The following is a 17,953-nucleotide window of genomic DNA, read 5'->3' as shown; positions in this document are numbered from 1 at the left end:
TATTTGGTTACGCCTGATCGTTATTAGTTGATATATCAATTTTTAAAGTTTGCTATACCATTTGATATCTTTTGTTGACATTTATCTCGAAATTAGGTAGATTATACGTGTTATAAAAATATATGGCGCTGATATTCTGTATATACCAATTTTAAAAACTTAGGAGAATACTAAAATGTGTGGAATAGTTGGAGTAACTGGAAATGATAATGCTGTTTCAATTTTATTGGAAGGGCTTGAAAAGCTTGAATACCGTGGCTATGATTCAGCCGGTATTTATGTAAATGATTTAAATGGTAATGACTACCTGGTAAAGCGTAAGGGCCGGATCTCTGAACTTGAAGCAGCTGTTGGGCCAGAAGTACACGGCTCCGTTGGAATTGGTCATACCCGTTGGGCAACTCACGGTGTTGTCAGCGTTGCGAATGCTCATCCTCAATATTCTGAGGATCACCGTTTCTATTTGGTTCACAATGGTGTGATTGAAAATTACAAAGAATTAAAAGCTAAGTATTTAAGCACAACCACTTTTACCAGTCAGACCGATACTGAAGTTGTCGTTCAGTTGGTTGACCGCTTCGTTCAAAATGAAGGTTTGACAACTAAGGAAGCCTTCTTGAAGACTTTGAACCTCCTTGAAGGATCTTCATATGCATTTTTGCTGATTGACAGCACTGATCCTGAGACATTGTATGTTGCCAAAAACAAGAGTCCATTACTGATTGGTGTCGGTGATGGCTGCAATGTTGTCTGCTCTGATGCACCGGCAATGTTGAATGTTACCCACGATTTTCTTGAACTTCATGATGGCGAAGTAGTTACAATTACGCCCGACGATGTTGACATTCAAGACCGTGAAGGCAACAAAGTTGAGCGGGACACTTTCCATGTTGATATGGATGCCCAGGAAACTGAAAAAGGTCCATATCCTTACTATATGCTCAAAGAAATTGATGAGCAGCCTAACGTCATGCGTAAATTGGCTTCACTTTATACTGAAGAATCAGGTAAGCCAAACGTTGACACCGAATTGATCAATGCAATGAAGCAGGCTGATCGTCTTTACATCGTGGGTGCCGGAACCAGCTATCATGCCGGTTTGGTAGGTAAAAAATTATTTGAAAAGTTGGCACATGTCCCAACCGAGGTTCATATTGCATCAGAATTTGCATATGACAATCCACTATTATCCAAGAAACCATTCTTTATTTTCCTCTCACAAAGTGGCGAAACTGCTGACAGCCGTGAGGTGTTGGTTAACGTAAACGCCAATAATTATGAGAGCTTAACCATTACCAATGTTGAAAATTCAACACTCTTCCGTGAAGCAACTTATACCATGCTGCTTCACGCAGGTCCGGAAATTTCCGTTGCATCTACCAAGGCTTATACCGCCCAAATAGGCGTTGAAGCGATCTTGGCCAAGGCTTTGGGTGAAGCTAAGGAACAGACTATCGCCGAAGAATTTGATATTCGTCAGCAGTTGGGTCTGGTTGCGACAGGTATGCAGGCAATCATCGATGAACGAGATGTCATTGAAGATTTGGCTAAGAAATACTTTGTTCCGGCAAACCGTGCTTTCTATATCGGTCGTGGGATTGATCAGACCGTTTCACTTGAATCAGCTTTGAAGCTGAAGGAAATTTCCTACGTTCAAGCCGAAGGTTTTGCATCCGGTGAATTGAAACACGGAACGATTGCACTGATCGAAGAAGGAACGCCGGTTGTTGGAATTATTACCCAAAAGCGGACTGCCAACTTAACCCGTAGTAATCTTCAGGAAACAGAGTCTCGTGGTGCTGCAACCTTTACAATTGTTCGTAAAGGTTTGGCAGAGGACGATGATACCTTGGTTATCCCTGATGTCAGTGAATTAATTACGCCATTGCTGAGTGTGGTACCTGCTCAATTGATTGCTTACTTTACAAGTTTAAACAAAGGACTTGATGTTGACCGTCCTCGAAACTTGGCGAAGAGTGTCACTGTTGAATAGAATTTAAATTTTAATTTTAACTTTTTAGAGATAGGCAAAATTGCCTATCTCTTTTTTCTTATCCTAATCACAATTAGATCAAAGATAGCCGAATATTTATTTTGAATTGGTAGTTTCTTTTTTTGTTTTCGGTCATAAAATGATATAGTATAAGAGTTGATAAAGATATTAAGAAAGTTTAAAGCTTTTTGGATAATTAATTCTATGTTAGGGCTTCATTTTTCATCAATTATCTAATATGATAGTGATGTGGCTTAAACGGAGGTGTGGTTCATTGAATAAAATAATTAAGCATGGTTTGACTGCTTTGCTTGTTACGGGGATGGGGGTTTTATTCACAGCATTTTCTGCCCAAAGTACATACCAGCAAGCGCATGCTTCTACAGCAAGCAGTTTTATCACAAAATATAAGAGTGATGTTTCAAAAGCATCGACGAAATACAATCTGTATGGATCGGTCATGATGGCTCAGGCTGGTCTTGAAAGCGGTTGGGGCCAAAGTCAGCTGACCATCGAAGCCAACAACTTCTTCGGTATTAAAGGTGCCTACAATGGCGCTTCTGTTTCTATGCCGACAACTGAATATAACAGTAATGGCCAAATGATTAATACAACCGCTAATTTTAAGAAATATCCGTCCGCATATGCTTCATTCGCGGATAACGGTTCAACTCTTCGAAACGGGACAAGTTGGAATTCCAAATATTATTCCGGTTCTTGGAAGGAAAACGCCGCAACTTATCAGGATGCAGCTAATGCATTGACTGGCAAATATGCCACTGCGCCTAATTATGGCCAATCGTTGATTACCGTCATTCAGACCTACAATTTGGATCAGGTCTTTGGCGAAACTGGTAGTTCTACGACTTCTTCAGCAAGCTCGTCCAGTTCATCAGCTACTCAAAGTTCTGCTGCAACCAGTTCAAGTGCCAGTTCGGCTAGTTCCAGTTCCACTGTGAGTGCAGTTCCGACTGCGCCAAAATTGGCAAAAGTTAAGTACTACAAATCAGGTGGAAAAGATTTGGTTCCACTTTCAAGTAAATACAAGAAATACTACGTATATAATCATGTGAAGGGTTCGACAACCGCTCAGAAACGTTATACATGGTCTCAATTAGGCGTTAACAGCAGAGTTCAGGTTTATTTGGATATGCGTGGCGTTAAAGACAATAGTTCAACTAATTGGTATCGCTTGCGTTTCTACAGCAATTCCAAAGCGAAGAAGTTCTGGGTTAGTGCACCTGCACTTCAATTTGCAACCACGTATTCCGGAACAGCCAGTGGAGCATTGACACCAAGCAAGTCGTCTTCCGGTTATATTTACAACCATATTGTCGGCTCAAAGTTGTTATCCAAACCTGTTAAGAAAGTGAAAACAATTGCGGCCGCAAATAAAGGCTTTAATGTCAACAAAACCGCCTTGCAGAAGACTTCCAAAGGGATTGTCCTTTGGTATCGAATCGCTGATGGAAAGACAAAAGGTTGGATTAAAGGTTCAGATGTTGTATCATATCCTGGATCGGTTGCAATTGTTAATCACAAAGAAACAAAGTCTATCTCGAAGAATGCCAGTTCAACCTACTTGTATGATCATGCCAACGCAACCGGCAATCTTCAAAAGCACTACAAGTTAAATGAACTTGATTTAAAAGCCGGCACTAAAGTATCTGTTGATAAAATTGGCCTTAAAGTCAATGATCGTTCATTATGGTACCGGATCTCCATTCCAAATTCTTCGACAAAGTACTGGGTTTCTGGATCATTCTTATCATAAATGTATGAATCTATCAGATCATAGAAGCATCTGAAGCTGCTTTGAAATATCAGCAGTTTCAGTATCGGGAGGTTTTTGGAATTTTTAGGCAAATATCAAAAGTCATGATGAAAGCCATAGTCGCAGCTCTTGCGATTACCGGCTTTTGTTTTGTAAACGCAAACGGATCGAGTGCCAGTGTTGAAACTGACTTTATCAACCAACTCAAAGTGCCGGTTGTCAAAGTCAGCCGCGAGAACCACCTGTATCCATCCGTGATGATGGCCCAGGCAATCGTTGAGAGTGACTTTGGCCGTTCAGAGCTATCATTGGACGCAAACAATTACTTTGGCGTTAAAGGGGCTTATAATGGCCAATCCGTTACCATGAGTACCGGAGAATACACATCAAAAGGGAAGCATTATATGACTGCCGCCGCTTTTAAGAAGTACCCGACAATCGAAGCTTCAATTAAAGACAATGCATATTTGCTGAGACACGGTACGTTAACCGATCCTGATTATTATGCCGGAACCTGGACAACCAATGCATTGACCTCGAGTGATGCTGCAATGGCGTTGTCATTAACCTATGCAACAGATATGAATTATGGTAATAAATTAAATGCAATTATTACCAAGTATGATTTAAACAAATTGGATGGATCAACCAGCACAGGTGACATCGGTTCAAAAATTGATGCATCGCTTAACAAACAGCTTGCAGGCAATAAGAAGAATGACGCTGCTATTCGTGCAGAAAATGCTCAATCAAAAATTAACAGCATTCCAAAACGCATTATTCCTAATTTCGTTTTTAATGATAATGGGGCAACAAAGATTAACCAGGGTGCTTCGGTCATCCAATTCAACAGCTTGCCATTGGAAAGAGTCGTTCGTAAATAGATGTTTAAGGGTTCGCAAAGTTTATTTGAGAATCCTTTTTTCTGTCGCAAAGTTTGTTATAATATGACTCGTGAATTCAGAGTCTCTTAAATTAGGAGCAAAACAATGGAAAATGATTATAAAGTAAAAGTAGAAAATGTCACAAAAGAGTATGAGCTGTTTAAGACTCAATCAGAAAAATTGCGTTCATTCTTTTCGATCACCAAAAAACAAGTTCCCCACTTTTGGTCATTGATGGGGGTGTCACTCACAATTAAACCGGGGGAAACCCTGGGCTTGATTGGTGTGAATGGTTCTGGAAAATCAACAATTTCCAATATTATCTCCGGCATTATCCCACAGACGACCGGATACGTTGATGTCCGGGGCGAGACATCGATCGTCGCAATCCATGCCGGACTCAGAAGCAGCTTGACCGGACGTGAAAACATTCGACTCAAATCATTGATGCAGGGATTAACCAATGAAGAGATTGACGAATTGATGCCCGATATCATCTCTTTTGCTGATATTGGCGATTTCGTCGACCAACCAGTTAAAAGCTATTCAAGCGGTATGCGTTCTCGGCTTGGCTTTGCCATCGCCGTTCACATCAACCCGGATATTTTAATCATTGATGAAGCATTGTCAGTTGGTGATGATACCTTCTACCAAAAATGTGTCGACAAAATTGGTGAATTTAAAGAAGAAGGTAAGACGATTATCTTTGTCAGTCATTCACTCAAGCAGATTGAAATGCTGTGTGACAAGGTTGCCTGGATTAACTATGGCGAACTTAAGATGGTTGGGGAAACTAAGGAAGTTACCAAGAAATACCGCGAGTTTACCCAGTGGTTCAAAAAGTTAAGCAAAAAAGAAAAGCATCGTTTTGAAACCGAACGAAAAAGTGTTCAAAAGAATTTCAGCATCAAGAACTATCAAAAGCAGATCACTGAACAGGAACAAGCAGATCATCCAGAAAATAAGGATGTTCCGGCTGAAATTCATAAACGTTTCTATGGATCTGTCATCAGTGAAAAAATGTCTGTCTGGAACCAACTACTGACATGGGGCGTTCTGTTGGTTGTTATTTTCTTCTGTTTGGTTAATGTTTCCGGCCATTCACTTGATCATATAATCGATAATCCTTCGTCAATCATGCGGCCTGTTCATACACTTCATTTGCCTGGAAAAGAATAGTTATGCTGTTGAATTCGAAGATTGCTGTTAATTGGCAATCTTTTTTGTGGAAATAGTTGACAGCGCTTACAATATTGAGTATATTATGTTCGGGTACTAAATAAATACCTTCTAATCAATTCTCTTTCTCTCTTAAAAAACTGACGCCTTTATAACGTCAGTTTTTTTATGTATAATTGTTCTCGTGAATCATTTGGGAGGTTTTAAAGTGAAAAGTCATGAAGTGCTGACACTGATCGAAGAGATCACCAGAAACGATGGAACGAAGTATATTGAGATCAGCAATATGGTTCAAAACGGACGGGCTGAATTAGCCGCTGAGAGAGGTTTTATTAAGCAGGTAAGGATATTACAGCTAAATATCCCACATTCACCTCACGTGGCCAAATATGAGCAATATATCAACGAGCATTATACGATGCCCGACGAGAATATGGATCATTTTGAAGAATGGAAGAAAACGCCCGAGATGCAGAAGGAAGTTGACATCATTCTTAAAGAAAATCACATTAGTTAGTTGATTAATGAAATTTAAATGATAATTTGGTTTGCATATTTTCCAGAGATATGATATAAATATATATGTCGTTTTTAAAGAAAATATTTTTGCTCCGTAGTTCAGTGGTAGAATAATTGACTGTTAATCAAGAGGTCGCTGGTTCGAACCCAGCCGGAGCAGTAGAGATCTTTCGGAATCTTTGGATTCCCCAAAATCTTTTTTTATACATTTTTCCAGTTGTCAGCCACGAAGGAATATGATATATTATCTAAGTGGTAATTAATTAAATATTTTTGCTCCGTAGTTCAGTGGTAGAATAATTGACTGTTAATCAAGAGGTCGCTGGTTCGAACCCAGCCGGAGCAGTAACTTAAAGAGCGGGTGATGAACCCGCTTTTTATTTGGCCTTTTTTGACTATTGATTCCAAGCCATAGTACATCTTTTCACAATTTACTCGAATATGTTACGATTAATATACAGATTTCTAGGGGCAATCGATCAGTTAAAAATTTTGTTCATCATGGGGGGATCATGATATTGAAAAAACGTCTTTTAATTTTAAACTTAATGAGAATTTTTTTAAGAACCACAATGGGGATTGTTGCGTTCATCGGAGTTTCAACGCTTTTTTTAGTCAATGCCCATGGTGATTCAGCCGTTAACAATTATATTTACCAGAATAATCTTCAGCCGGCCAATGTAACCAAATCGATTTGGAGCGGGTTTCCAACCAATAAATACACAACCGGCAAGCCTGATGGCGTCGTCGTTCATGAGACGGGTAATCCCAACTCCACTATTTATGGCGAAATCGCTTATATGAAGAAGAACTATCAAAATGCCTTCGTTCATTCATATGTTGACGCATCCCGAGTGATCAACATTGCCAACACTGATTACCTTGCGTGGGGTTGTGGTTTTCCCGGTAATGGACGGTTCCTGCAGTTTGAACAAGTTGAGGTCCACAGTAAATCTGCGTTTGCCAAAGAAGTTAATAATGCAGCCAACTACACTGCTGAGTTGCTTCACCAATATAATTTACCGTTAAATAACGCTGTTAATGATGGTAAAGGAACGGTCTGGTCCCACAAGGCCGTTGCCCATTATCTGGGTGGTTCCGACCATGTCGATCCGGACGGCTATTACGCCAAATCAGGTCAGACCTATTTTGGCCAAGCATATACGATGAACGATTTTTATGCCCTGGTAAAACATTACTATGGTGGGGATAACAACACCACATCCGGTTCATCTGATTCCCAAAGCAGTTCTGGCTTGAATGCCAACTCAATTACTCAACCGGCTACCGTGAAATATAATCGGGGTCAGGGTAACGAGACAGCTGTTTTGAACCAGAGTTTCGCCAAGTATCGGCTTTATAACCACGTCAAGGGATCAGGATACAGCACGTTCAGCTATAGTTGGGCTTATACCCCGGCATATACTGGAAAGAAGGTTTACGTCGACTCTCGGGCCGTTAAGAAGCCATCTAAGAGTACTTGGTATCGAATTCGTTTCAGCAAAGCATCCAACGCACAAAAGTATTGGGTCTATTCCAAAGCACTTAACTTTAACCCAGTCACCTTTGCAGACACAAAAAATGCAATTACGATTCAAAAGGGTCAGTATGCGTTGAGAAACCACGTTTACAATACAGCGACTCTTTCCCAAATTACCGGCTATTCCAAAGATGTACTTAATAAGACCGTTCGAGCTAATAAAAAAGCCGTGAAGTCGTATTCTAACGGCAGCACGGTTTGGTATCGATTTAAATTAAATAATCAAAATATTTGGGTGTGCGAACAGGCACTTAAATAATGTTCCAAAAAAGGGCTGAAAATAAATCATTTTCAGTCCTTTTTGATGCGGTTTAAAGATTAATTTCCGATGGTGTTGCAATTATTTGACGGTCCCCGCTGTCATAGACAACTAAAGATTTGGGATAACCGTTGTCATAAGGGTATGGGGAGTCAAAAGTGGCGACCAATTCATTTCCCTGAATAAAATCATAGGAAAGCTTGCCGTCATTATTGACCAGATTGAATGTGATTAGATTTGAGAGCTGGAAAACGCCCTGCAAATCATTGTCGATAATGTACCAGACATTATCAATGGCTTCATCGGGCAATGATGAGACGATTGAGTAACTGGCGAATCGGGATTCATTTGGATTAAACATTCATAACACCTTCATTTCTACATTGCTTAACGTATGTAACCTACCAAAAAAATTAAGTCAATGCAAGTAATTAGTTATAGTTCAAACTCTTGGTTATTGGTGATGAGACGGACAATGTGCTTTTCTGTCCTCGCATTTTCCGGTGGCAATTCCATGTAATCCCCATAGATTCTGGTCAAGATTGACTGATAGTCAGCAGGTACTCGAATGCTGGTATCTTCAAAAGGCAGATCAACAATGTCATTGACTTGGTCAACGTTCAAAATTTCTTTTTCATACGAATATTGTGAGGCGAGGTTCTTAACATTCATGAGTGCAGGCTTACTGTTGTACATCTTCATGATTGCCTCACGTTGTTCTTTGAAATCATCGGCTGATTCAACCTGTTCTTCCGAAAGGGGATTTTGGAATTTTCTGATTGGATTATCAATGACGTTATACCGTAATTTTAAATAGATTCGACTATCCAACCGTCTGATATCAACTATCTGTCGGCGCTGTCTTGCCGGTGAATCGGGGATTTTGTCCAAGGGGAAGATGTCCAGGAATATTCCTTTCCGGGCGTTGTTAACGTTGTTCTTTTCCTCAATAAACGTGTTCCGATCGAGAATCTTAGCGTAACTCAGCGCGTAGTTTTGGTCGGTCCATGGTGTCTGTAAGAAATAGTGGGTTCCTCGCAGTTCTTCGCTGGCAACTTTCAAAAAATGCTCGTAGTCCGACCGCAGCATGCCAACGTCCATATCGTCGTCCCAGGGAATAAAGCCCTGGTGTCGAATTGCCCCCAGCATGGTACCGCCCATTGCAATATAGTTGATGTGATATTTTTTGGTAATTGTCGCAAATTGTTTAAAAATGTTGAGTTCAACGTGGTGAATGAGAGAAACTACATCATCAGCCATTTTATCAATCCTTTGTTGTTATGTCATAATTATAAGGCATAAATCAGTAAAACGATAAAGATAATCCATTTAGTTGCGACACTGGTGACTAAAATATATAATTAAGGTGATATAAGGTTTAATAATTAAAGGGGAATGGTGACAGATATGAGCAAAACAAATCAAGATCTACTAAAGGAAGCAATTGATGTTTATTTGTCTTCGCTTAAATACTTAGATAACTTTGTTTCAGAGCCGGCAACGAAGTATGGACTTTCTTTTGAGCAATACTTAATTTTGCATACAGTAGCTGAAAAAAAGAATGTTTCGTTGATGGATATAGCCAGTGAGAGGCGGGTAACCAGAAGTGCAATTTCACGCCAAATCAAGGTTCTATTACAGCATGATTATATTTTTCAAAAACCGGCTGAAAGTGACCGTCGGCGACTGTATTTGCATTTAACACCTGCTGGTGAAAAAACCGAAAAGCACGTTGATGATCTGATCACAAAGCGGTTTGACAGCTGGATAAGCCGGTATGGCGACGATAAAGTCAAAGAAATTTTGAAGTTTATCAAGGAATTTGCTGCCGAGGAGATGAACAGTAAGGATTATAAAAACAAATGATGCTGCTTTTCAGATATTCATCTGACCGGGACAAAACTTTGGTTTTGCTGCCGGCCTTTATTTTGCGGAATTTGAGTTAATTATTGGAAGAGGGATCAGGGATGTTTATGATATCATTAACGGGGACTGTGTTTGTTGTCTTGGCAGTTCTTTTGAGTACATATTTGATAAAGAATCGTAATTCCTCAGTGATTGGCTGGTTGGCGAATTTGAATTTGCTTGCGTTGCTGGTTTTACTGGTACAATTATTTGAAATGTTCGGTCAAAAATATTATGCGCTGATTCTTGCGGTTGCTCTGGTGATTGTTGGACTGGCGGTTCTTTTAGGCTTGATTTTAAGTTTCGTCTTTTTGTTTATCAATGCTTTAATCGTTTGGCGAAAAGAGGGCTATAGTTTTAGCGGTTCTTTGACTCTGCTTGCCGGAATTGGGGTTGTGGTGGTTGATGTTTTGATTTTTTTCAATCCAATCAATACACCAGCTCCGATCCAGGCATTTATCATGACCTTTTTGACCTTGTTTATCTTTTATGTTTTATTGACGGTTTGGAATACATTATCATCAATGCTTTTATATCAGTTTTACTTTCCTCGAACAAATAAAAATTACATCATTGTTTTGGGTGCCGGCTTGGTGGACGGCCATAAAGTTGGGCGTTTACTTGGTGGGCGGATCAATAAAGGAATTGAATTCTATAATAAACAAATCCATAAATCCAATCAACATTCCAAAATGGTCTTTTCCGGCGGACAGGGTGGCGATGAGCTGGTACCGGAGAGTGTGGCAATGAGAGATTATGCTTTGGAACATGGTGTCAGACGTGCGGACACATTGATTGAAGACCAATCAGTCAACACCCTGCAAAACATGAAATTTTCCAAAGCAGTGATCAAAGCCGATTTTGAATCCGATAAAGCAAAAATCGTTTTTGTGACCAGTAATTATCACACGTTGCGAGCTGGTATTCTTGCCCGCAAGGTAGGAATGAACATATTTGGAATCGGTTCAAAAACCCCGTTTTATTATTTGCCGAATGCCGTTATCAGAGAGTATCTGGCATTGGTTGTCATGCATAAGAAGTTTCACGCCCTGATGATTGGACTGATGTTTCTGAGCGCAGTCATATCAGGCATTGGTGTGTGGATGGGGGTGTTGTAACTTGGACTTTTGGAGTCGGCTTAACGGTCGACTCTTTTTTTAGTGAAATGATTATCGGCTTCCATGGCGAGATTGGGAGTTTGAGGGTAGCGGTGATAATGTTCACATTCTTTTCTATCTTTCTTCATAGCTTATTCACACAATAAGATATAAATTATTATAGAATATAGATATAGCAAAGGAGCTATGAATTCTATAAACGAAATCAAAGAAAGGATGATAATCATGTTTAGTTTACTCTGGACACTTATAGTCGGCGGATTGATCGGGGCCCTTGCAGGAGCAATTGTCAGCCGAGACATGCCCATGGGATGGATTGGCAACATTGTTGGTGGTTTGATTGGCGCCTGGCTTGGAGAAGCTGTTTTTGGGGCATGGGGGCCACAGTTGGCCGGCATGGCGATCCTACCGGCAATTGTAGGGGCGATAATCTTTGTCCTTGTGATTTCGATGGTAACCCGTGGAATTGCCAAATAATTTACCTCTTTTCAGAAAGGAGGTTGCACATTGAATAAATTTACGAAGTTTTTTATATGGATGATGGGGTTGATTGGAATCGCCCAAACGGTCTGGTTTGTCAGTCTTGTTGTCCCGATTGAGTACATTTCTCCAATTATGATCAAAACTGTCCAAACCAAGACATTTTGGATTTTGATCACGGCCGTTATCCTTGGTGTGATTGTTGGGTTGATCAGTCTTGTTTTGATTCTAACTGCCATTTGTGCACCCCAAAAATCGGATCAGCTGCGGTTTAAATCTTCAAATGGCCGGCTCAGCATCTCAAAAGCTGCCGTGGAAAAAATTCTACAGAACAGCATTCTTGAAGAAGGTAATGTGAATGACGTCAAAGTTAAGCTGCATCTTCGAACCAAGAATCGGGTCGCCCGAGTTAACGTGGCTGCTGTTGACAGGCTGAACCAGGATTTACTCAAATTAGGCGAAGAAATTCAGACCATTGTGACAGACAAGCTTGAACAGGTGATGGATGCAAAAGTCAAAAAGGTTCGTGTCAAAGTCACCCCGTTTGATTCATCACAAAACAGACAAAAAGCAAGTCACCCACGAGTAGTTTAGGAGGCGGATGACGATGAATGCAATAATGTATGGCGCCATTTTCGGGATGATTTGTGGTGTGGTTTGGGTCTTTGGTGGACTCAGCGGCATGATGATTGTCCTGACATTGACCCTGATTGGGGCTTTGATTGGAACTGTCATTTGGAAATTTGGCGGTATTAAAAGCTTAATCAGTCAATTGGTAAATGATGACTAAGAATATTGACAATATAAGGAGATGACTGCAATGGATGCAACTGTGACTAATCCAGATTTGACTAAGAAATTAACTTTCGAAAATTCGGTAATCGAAAAAATTGCCGGCCTGGTGTCAAGAAATGTTGAAGGCGTTCTGTCTTTGGACGGTGGGATGATGAGTGAGCTGGCCGATCGGTTTTCAAAAACGACGGATCCGACCAAAGGAATCGATGCAGAGGTGGGGGACAAGCAAGTTGCTTTGGACATGGAAGCCACTATTGAGTATGGTGCCGATGCCCGGCATATCTTTGATGAAATATGCAGCCGTACCCAAAAAGCAATTAAAAATTACACGGGGTTGGACGTTGTTGAAATTAACTTGAACATCAATGATGTTCTGACCAAAAAAGAATGGGAACAGCAAAGCACCCGCAAAAAAGACGATATCGCAAACACTGTCAACGATGACAGAGTTGAATAGCCTATGGAGGGAAAAACAATGACACAAGAAAATAACGGTCCTGTAGCAACTGTGTTGACCTATGATGATGACGTACTGGCAAAGATTGCGGGCAACACTGTCCGTGACGTGGATGGGGTATTATCCCTTGAGGGGAATCTCATTGATACTGTGACCGATAAATTCAATGACGACACCGATCCATCCATGGGGGTGAAAGTAGATTTAGATAACGATGATAAAGAAGTCAAGTTGGCAATGGACGCAGTATTGGAGTATGGCAAGTCGATTCCAACGGTATTCAAGAAGGTTACTTCGAAGCTAACCCAAACAATTTCTGAAATGACTGACTTAAAGCCAATTGAGATTAAGATTCATGTGAAAGATCTCCAAACTCGTGATGAATACATGAAGAAGAATCGGAAATCGGAGAAAAAGGGAAAATAGTTTAGAGCTGAACTCAATTAACTGCAGTGATGGATGATCTTTCATTCATTGCTGCAGTTTTTGTTTAGGCATGATATCCAACTTATGATTCCAACAAAAAAAGCTGACCACAGTCAGCTTTTTGAATGATCTTTATGATTTGATTTGTTTCGCTCGATTATTTTCTTGATTGTCATCATGATTGTTATCAGAATTGCCAAAACAGCCAGTGTAATCGCGAATGGCCGATTATTGGTAAGAATCATCAAAACCAACCCAATTGCGATCGTGACCAACATGGACATGTCAAAATGAGACATATTTCACACCTCACAAACTAAGCCATCGTTTCGTCTTCTTCCAGTTCAAGCCATAATGCCAAGGCAGTTGGATTAAAATCCGGCCAACTTGAAATATGCTCATAGCCGCGAGCCAAAAGGGTGCTTTGTTTTCGTTTCTTTATATCGTCAAAGACACTTAACGCAAAGACGTTATCTTCAAGGTCAGTAATAACAGTTCCAATTTTGTGTTCCCATTCGGCAACCAGGTCTTGATAGATCAATAATTTCCGCGCATTTTTGATTGTATAGTCAACCCCTTGGTCACGCAGGGTTTGCTTATAATCTTCGTACTCCTGTAAAACGGATTCTTTTGCGGTTTCCCACTGGTCGTTATTGTATCTGGACACTTTATTAGCCATTGTCGTTCCTCCTGAGTTCAAAATATTTTTAAACTTTAAGAAGATGGTCATAAAACAAAAGCTTTATGCCATCTTCATACGAAAATATATTTTGTCTACTGAAGAACATTAAACACTAAAACTGACTATTTTGCAAAATGAAACGATTTTAGTCTTCGACAGTGGCACCGAGGACATGCTCGAAGTGATCAAGTGCCCAATCATTTCCGGCTTGAGTAAGACCGGCAACTCCGGATTTATGAACGACGATGTTGTAGCATAGGTTATAGGCGTCAACTGCAGTATGCAAGACACAAATATCGGTACAGACACCGACTAGATGAACGGTATCGATATGCCGCTCACGTAGGCGGATATCCAGATCGGTTCCGGCAAATGCGCTATAACGGGTTTTATCGTACATGTAGACTTTGTCATCCTTTTGGTGATTTTTGTACCAATCCGATAAACCACCATAAAACTCCCGTCCCCAAGTTCCACGAACATTGTGAGGTGGGAACAGTTTTGTTTCTGGGTGGTAGGGATCGTTTGGTTTGTGGACATCTGTCGGTAGGATGACCCAATCGCCATTTGCGACAAACTGATCAGCGAGCTTAATGATGCTGGGTTCCAGTTTTTGACCTGGTTCACCACAACTCAAAGCGCCTTTGTCGGCCACAAAGTCATTTGTATAATCAATAATTAAAAGTGCAGTATGAGAATCCATGAATATCCCTCCAAAATGGAATTGATTAAAAGTCGATTCAACTTTTATTGGCTCAAAGATACTCGTTATTGACTTAAAAAGCAAATAACATGGACATTTGAATTAAAACTGTCTCTAATTAATGAACAAGTGTTGACGATTTGGGGTTGACAATTGAAAAATCAACCGTATACTAGTAAATATTCACAGAGAGCTGACGTTTGCTGAAAGTTGGCAGTCAATATGGCAATACTTAATGGCGGCAGCCTTATCTGCAATTAGAGGCAATACATACTGTATTGTGGAACTTGGGTGGAACCGCGTTGAATGAACGCCCCTGGTATCTTATTAGGTACTGGGGACGTTTTTTGTTTACATTTTTAAGGAGGATATTATGGAAACCAAGAATCAAGCAAATTCACTATCTCGTTCGTTAAAGAGTCGTCATATTCAGATGATCGCTATTGGTGGGGCGATTGGAACCGGATTGTTTTTAGGATCCGGATCTGCGATTCATACTTCTGGGCCTTCAATTATTCTTTCGTATTTAATTGTTGGGATCTTCTGTTTTCTCCTGATGCGGGGAATCGGTGAGTTGCTTTTATCGGATACATCCAAACATTCATTTTTAGACTTTGTCAAAATGTATTTGGGTGATCGTTGGGAATTTGTGACCGGCTGGACGTACTGGTTTTGCTGGATTAGCTTGGCCATGGCAGATTTAACGGCAACCGGAATTTATATTAAATATTGGTTCCCAACCATTCCTCAATGGATCCCACCGCTGATCATCCTGCTTTGCTTGTTTGGTGCCAATCTGGTCAACGTCGGGTTATTTGGGGAAATGGAATCGTGGTTCTCGATGATCAAGGTTGTGGCGATTATTGTTTTGGTCGTTGTCGGCTTTGGGTTGGCAATCTTTCATACCAACGTTGCCGGTTCCACGGCGTCATTTACCCAGTTGGTCAGTCACGGCGGTTTCTTCCCAACTGGTGCTCACGGTTTCTTAATGTCATTTCAGATGGTTGTATTTGCATTTGTTGGGATTGAGATGGTGGGGCTGACAGCTGGTGAAACTGATGATCCTGAAGCCAACCTGCCTAAAGCAATCAACAGCCTGCCAATTCGGATTGGCTTGTTCTACATCGGTTCAATGATTGCTGTGATGAGCGTTTATCCTTGGAATAAGATTACAACCACTGCCAGCCCGTTCGTTCAGGTATTCTCTGGAATTGGAATCGTGGGTGCAGCCGGGATCTTAAACTTTGTCGTTTTAACTGCTGCGGTGTCTGCTACCAATAGTTGCCTGTTCAGTACCAGCCGGACAATGTATGCACTGAGTATGGGTGGAAATGCTTCATCCTTCCTCACTAAATTAGGTCGAAATGGTGTTCCCAATATCGCATTGAACTTTTCGACGGCATTTCTTCTAATTATTGTTGTTTTGAACTACTTTATTCCTGCCGGGGTATTCAGTTTGGTATCTAGTGTTTCAACGATTAATTTCGTGGTAGTTTGGGTCGTTCTTGTGATTGTCCACATTAAGTATCGCCGAGCCCATCCAAAGGGCACAAAGATCTTTAAAATGCCCGGGTATCCAATCACCGATTATTTGACTTTGGCATTCTTTGTTTTCATTTTGGGATTTCTCCTCGTCAACAGTTCCACTCGGGTTGCCATGATTATTTCACTTATTTCGATTGGATCAATGCTTGTTATTTACCAATTTTCAGCTCATCGAGGTAAAGCAAAATAGTTTAGTGTTGAAATCATTGCCTCAAAAAATTAGACTTTAGTTATTACTAAAATAACGATTTACGAGGAACAATCATGATCAAAATTCATAAATTTAAGATGTATACCTGGGTTGAAGCAATTTCACCCACTGAAGACGAACTTGACAACATTACGAGTGAGTATCGGGCACCGGTTAAATTTAAAAATTACATGCTTGACCGCCATGAGCAGCCCCGGGCAACCTTTGACGATTTGTCGGGTTTTAGTGCCTTGGTTGTGCGGGCAATTGCCGACCCTAAGGTAAGTCGGATGTTGACTTCGCCAATTTTCCTTGGATTCAGCGATTCATTGTTGATTACGGTCTGCCACGCATCCCAGCAGGCCAAGTTGGTTCAGGAACGGTCAAAGCCGGTTTATGATACAGTTGCCGAACATATTTTGGCAATTTTGTTTGCGCTGATCTCACCGTTCTTTGATCAATTAGACGAAATCAGTCAAAAAGCCGAAAAGCTTGAAGGAATGCACAACCGGGCAATCAGTAATCGAAGTTTGGATGAATTAGCCGGTCTTAAAACCAGTTTGGTCTATCTTCGTTCGGCGACTGCCGGCAATTTGATTGCGCTCCAAGAACTTCAAGGGACGATTAAAGAGAATTTGAAAATGTCACCGGAATTAACCAGCCAGGTGAATGAAGAGATTGATGATCTGCTGATTGAATATAAACAATGTCAGACCATGTTTGATGTTGTTGGCGATGTTGTTCGAGAAACCGAATCGGCTTTCGGCAATATTTTGAACAATAAATTAAATCAAACGATGCAGTTTTTGACAATTTGGTCACTCATTTTAGCCATTCCGCCAATTGTTTCCGGTTTTTATGGGATGAATGTCAAACTTCCGCTTGCCGGTCGGGATGAAGCGTGGTTCTACACAATCGTTTTAACGATTGTCATGGTTTTGTTCATGATTGTATATATCGAAAAAGATCGTCGGTTTAAAAAATAATTGAATTGGATAACAGAAAAGGGTGCTGATACCAAACTTTTGTTTGATATCAGCACCCTTATTTTATGATTAGATTGTGGAAACGTTTTTCCCGCTGTCATATCGTTTAAGACCCTTTAACGCACCCGTAATGTTTCCTCGTAAAATATCATTATGGTCAATGTCGATTATCTTAAAGTTCATTATCAGTTCATCAGGAAGGTCGGAAATAATTCGTCGATCCATTAAAATGATGTCGGCACATGGTTTTGTCACGTCAAAGAAATGATCTGGAATAATATCAATGAATAATTGCAGTGAATTTAATTTTTCTTTTAGTCGATCACAAAAATGTTGAATGAGGACATCGTCAACAATGGGATTCCCAGTTAATGAAGGCTGTATTTTTCCAACTCGGATATCACCAACTACTTTAATGTTCACGCTTGTCACCGTCCCTATTGAGTTTATCAATCAACGTCATACTACACGATTGAACGGATGATGGTGGCGTTTTTGATGATTCTTTTCTGAAAATT

At 40.5% G+C, this 17,953-nt stretch carries 21 protein-coding genes and 2 tRNA genes; 17 read left to right on the top strand and 6 right to left on the bottom strand.

What is annotated here, in order from left to right; all coding sequences use genetic code 11:
- Nucleotides 1-175 precede the first annotated feature (175 nt).
- The 8 genes from glmS to FD17_RS01125 all read left to right on the top strand — a co-directional run bounded on the left by glmS (nucleotide 176) and on the right by FD17_RS01125 (nucleotide 8,148).
- Nucleotides 176-1,993: a glutamine--fructose-6-phosphate transaminase (isomerizing) gene (gene glmS / locus FD17_RS01160; RefSeq protein WP_057822902.1), complete on the top strand. Its 1,818-nt coding sequence runs from the start codon at nucleotides 176-178 to the stop codon at nucleotides 1,991-1,993.
- A gap of 274 nt (nucleotides 1,994-2,267) precedes the next feature.
- Complete coding sequence (locus tag FD17_RS01155; RefSeq protein ID WP_057822900.1) at nucleotides 2,268-3,767, top strand: glycoside hydrolase family 73 protein; 1,500 nt, start codon at nucleotides 2,268-2,270, stop codon at nucleotides 3,765-3,767.
- A 104-nt stretch (nucleotides 3,768-3,871) separates the two neighbouring features.
- Nucleotides 3,872-4,651 carry a glucosaminidase domain-containing protein gene (locus tag FD17_RS01150; protein WP_057822898.1) on the top strand — a complete coding sequence of 260 codons (780 nt, stop codon included), beginning with the start codon at nucleotides 3,872-3,874 and terminating at the stop codon, nucleotides 4,649-4,651.
- A gap of 105 nt (nucleotides 4,652-4,756) precedes the next feature.
- Nucleotides 4,757-5,830, top strand: a complete 1,074-nt coding sequence (locus FD17_RS01145; RefSeq protein WP_057822896.1) for an ABC transporter ATP-binding protein — start codon at nucleotides 4,757-4,759, stop codon at nucleotides 5,828-5,830.
- A 208-nt stretch (nucleotides 5,831-6,038) separates the two neighbouring features.
- Nucleotides 6,039-6,347 carry a hypothetical protein gene (locus FD17_RS01140; RefSeq protein WP_057822894.1) on the top strand — a complete coding sequence of 103 codons (309 nt, stop codon included), beginning with the start codon at nucleotides 6,039-6,041 and terminating at the stop codon, nucleotides 6,345-6,347.
- 90 nt (nucleotides 6,348-6,437) lie between these two features.
- Nucleotides 6,438-6,509: transfer RNA gene (locus FD17_RS01135), tRNA-Asn, on the top strand.
- Between the two features lie 114 nt (nucleotides 6,510-6,623).
- A tRNA-Asn gene (locus FD17_RS01130) sits at nucleotides 6,624-6,695 on the top strand.
- A 172-nt stretch (nucleotides 6,696-6,867) separates the two neighbouring features.
- Nucleotides 6,868-8,148, top strand: a complete 1,281-nt coding sequence (locus FD17_RS01125; RefSeq protein WP_057822892.1) for a peptidoglycan recognition protein family protein — start codon at nucleotides 6,868-6,870, stop codon at nucleotides 8,146-8,148.
- Nucleotides 8,149-8,200: 52 nt separating this feature from the next.
- On the opposite strand, the gene FD17_RS01120 is transcribed toward FD17_RS01125, so the two are convergent.
- The gene (locus FD17_RS01120; protein ID WP_054769753.1) at nucleotides 8,201-8,509 is read right to left on the bottom strand and encodes a DUF960 domain-containing protein; all 309 of its coding nucleotides are present in this window, start codon (nucleotides 8,507-8,509) and stop codon (nucleotides 8,201-8,203) included.
- A 74-nt stretch (nucleotides 8,510-8,583) separates the two neighbouring features.
- Nucleotides 8,584-9,408, bottom strand: coding sequence for a LicD family protein (locus FD17_RS01115; RefSeq protein ID WP_057822890.1), 825 nt, complete (start codon nucleotides 9,406-9,408; stop codon nucleotides 8,584-8,586).
- Between the two features lie 135 nt (nucleotides 9,409-9,543).
- Here FD17_RS01115 and FD17_RS01110 point away from each other — a divergent pair, with 135 nt between their 5' ends.
- The 7 genes from FD17_RS01110 to FD17_RS01080 all read left to right on the top strand — a co-directional run bounded on the left by FD17_RS01110 (nucleotide 9,544) and on the right by FD17_RS01080 (nucleotide 13,329).
- Nucleotides 9,544-10,014 (top strand): MarR family winged helix-turn-helix transcriptional regulator, encoded by a 471-nt coding sequence (locus FD17_RS01110; RefSeq protein WP_191983114.1) that lies wholly within the window; start codon nucleotides 9,544-9,546, stop codon nucleotides 10,012-10,014.
- A 101-nt stretch (nucleotides 10,015-10,115) separates the two neighbouring features.
- Nucleotides 10,116-11,171, top strand: a complete 1,056-nt coding sequence (locus tag FD17_RS01105; protein WP_420864814.1) for a YdcF family protein — start codon at nucleotides 10,116-10,118, stop codon at nucleotides 11,169-11,171.
- Between the two features lie 225 nt (nucleotides 11,172-11,396).
- Complete coding sequence (locus FD17_RS01100; RefSeq protein ID WP_057822887.1) at nucleotides 11,397-11,648, top strand: GlsB/YeaQ/YmgE family stress response membrane protein; 252 nt, start codon at nucleotides 11,397-11,399, stop codon at nucleotides 11,646-11,648.
- Nucleotides 11,649-11,678: 30 nt separating this feature from the next.
- Entirely contained in the window at nucleotides 11,679-12,245 is a 567-nt protein-coding gene (gene amaP, locus FD17_RS01095; RefSeq protein ID WP_057822884.1) for an alkaline shock response membrane anchor protein AmaP, read from the top strand.
- Nucleotides 12,246-12,258: 13 nt separating this feature from the next.
- The gene (locus FD17_RS01090) at nucleotides 12,259-12,441 is read left to right on the top strand and encodes a hypothetical protein (protein ID WP_057822882.1); all 183 of its coding nucleotides are present in this window, start codon (nucleotides 12,259-12,261) and stop codon (nucleotides 12,439-12,441) included.
- A gap of 30 nt (nucleotides 12,442-12,471) precedes the next feature.
- Complete coding sequence (locus tag FD17_RS01085) at nucleotides 12,472-12,903, top strand: Asp23/Gls24 family envelope stress response protein (RefSeq protein WP_057822880.1); 432 nt, start codon at nucleotides 12,472-12,474, stop codon at nucleotides 12,901-12,903.
- An 18-nt stretch (nucleotides 12,904-12,921) separates the two neighbouring features.
- Nucleotides 12,922-13,329, top strand: a complete 408-nt coding sequence (locus FD17_RS01080) for an Asp23/Gls24 family envelope stress response protein (RefSeq protein WP_057822878.1) — start codon at nucleotides 12,922-12,924, stop codon at nucleotides 13,327-13,329.
- Nucleotides 13,330-13,442: 113 nt separating this feature from the next.
- Here FD17_RS01080 and FD17_RS01075 read toward each other — a convergent pair whose 3' ends face one another.
- The 3 genes from FD17_RS01075 to FD17_RS01065 form a co-directional block, all read right to left on the bottom strand.
- On the bottom strand, nucleotides 13,443-13,628 hold the full coding sequence (locus FD17_RS01075; RefSeq protein ID WP_057822876.1) for a hypothetical protein: 186 nt from the start codon (nucleotides 13,626-13,628) through the stop codon (nucleotides 13,443-13,445).
- A 17-nt stretch (nucleotides 13,629-13,645) separates the two neighbouring features.
- Entirely contained in the window at nucleotides 13,646-14,008 is a 363-nt protein-coding gene (locus tag FD17_RS01070; protein ID WP_057822874.1) for a hypothetical protein, read from the bottom strand.
- Nucleotides 14,009-14,156: 148 nt separating this feature from the next.
- Nucleotides 14,157-14,714, bottom strand: a complete 558-nt coding sequence (locus tag FD17_RS01065) for a cysteine hydrolase family protein (protein WP_057822872.1) — start codon at nucleotides 14,712-14,714, stop codon at nucleotides 14,157-14,159.
- 373 nt (nucleotides 14,715-15,087) lie between these two features.
- Between FD17_RS01065 and FD17_RS01060 the strand changes: the two genes are divergently transcribed.
- Both FD17_RS01060 and FD17_RS01055 read left to right on the top strand, forming a co-directional pair.
- Nucleotides 15,088-16,449: an amino acid permease gene (locus FD17_RS01060; protein WP_057822869.1), complete on the top strand. Its 1,362-nt coding sequence runs from the start codon at nucleotides 15,088-15,090 to the stop codon at nucleotides 16,447-16,449.
- Between the two features lie 74 nt (nucleotides 16,450-16,523).
- On the top strand, nucleotides 16,524-17,435 hold the full coding sequence (locus FD17_RS01055) for a magnesium transporter CorA family protein (protein WP_057822867.1): 912 nt from the start codon (nucleotides 16,524-16,526) through the stop codon (nucleotides 17,433-17,435).
- A gap of 69 nt (nucleotides 17,436-17,504) precedes the next feature.
- On the opposite strand, the gene FD17_RS01050 is transcribed toward FD17_RS01055, so the two are convergent.
- The gene (locus FD17_RS01050; protein WP_057822864.1) at nucleotides 17,505-17,858 is read right to left on the bottom strand and encodes a hypothetical protein; all 354 of its coding nucleotides are present in this window, start codon (nucleotides 17,856-17,858) and stop codon (nucleotides 17,505-17,507) included.
- Nucleotides 17,859-17,953: the final 95 nt, after the last annotated feature.

The organism is Lentilactobacillus sunkii DSM 19904 (assembly GCF_001435575.1).
Lineage (GTDB): Bacteria > Bacillota > Bacilli > Lactobacillales > Lactobacillaceae > Lentilactobacillus > Lentilactobacillus sunkii.
The sequence above is the reverse complement of the archived record's forward strand: the minus strand, read 5'-3'. Positions and strand labels throughout refer to the sequence as shown.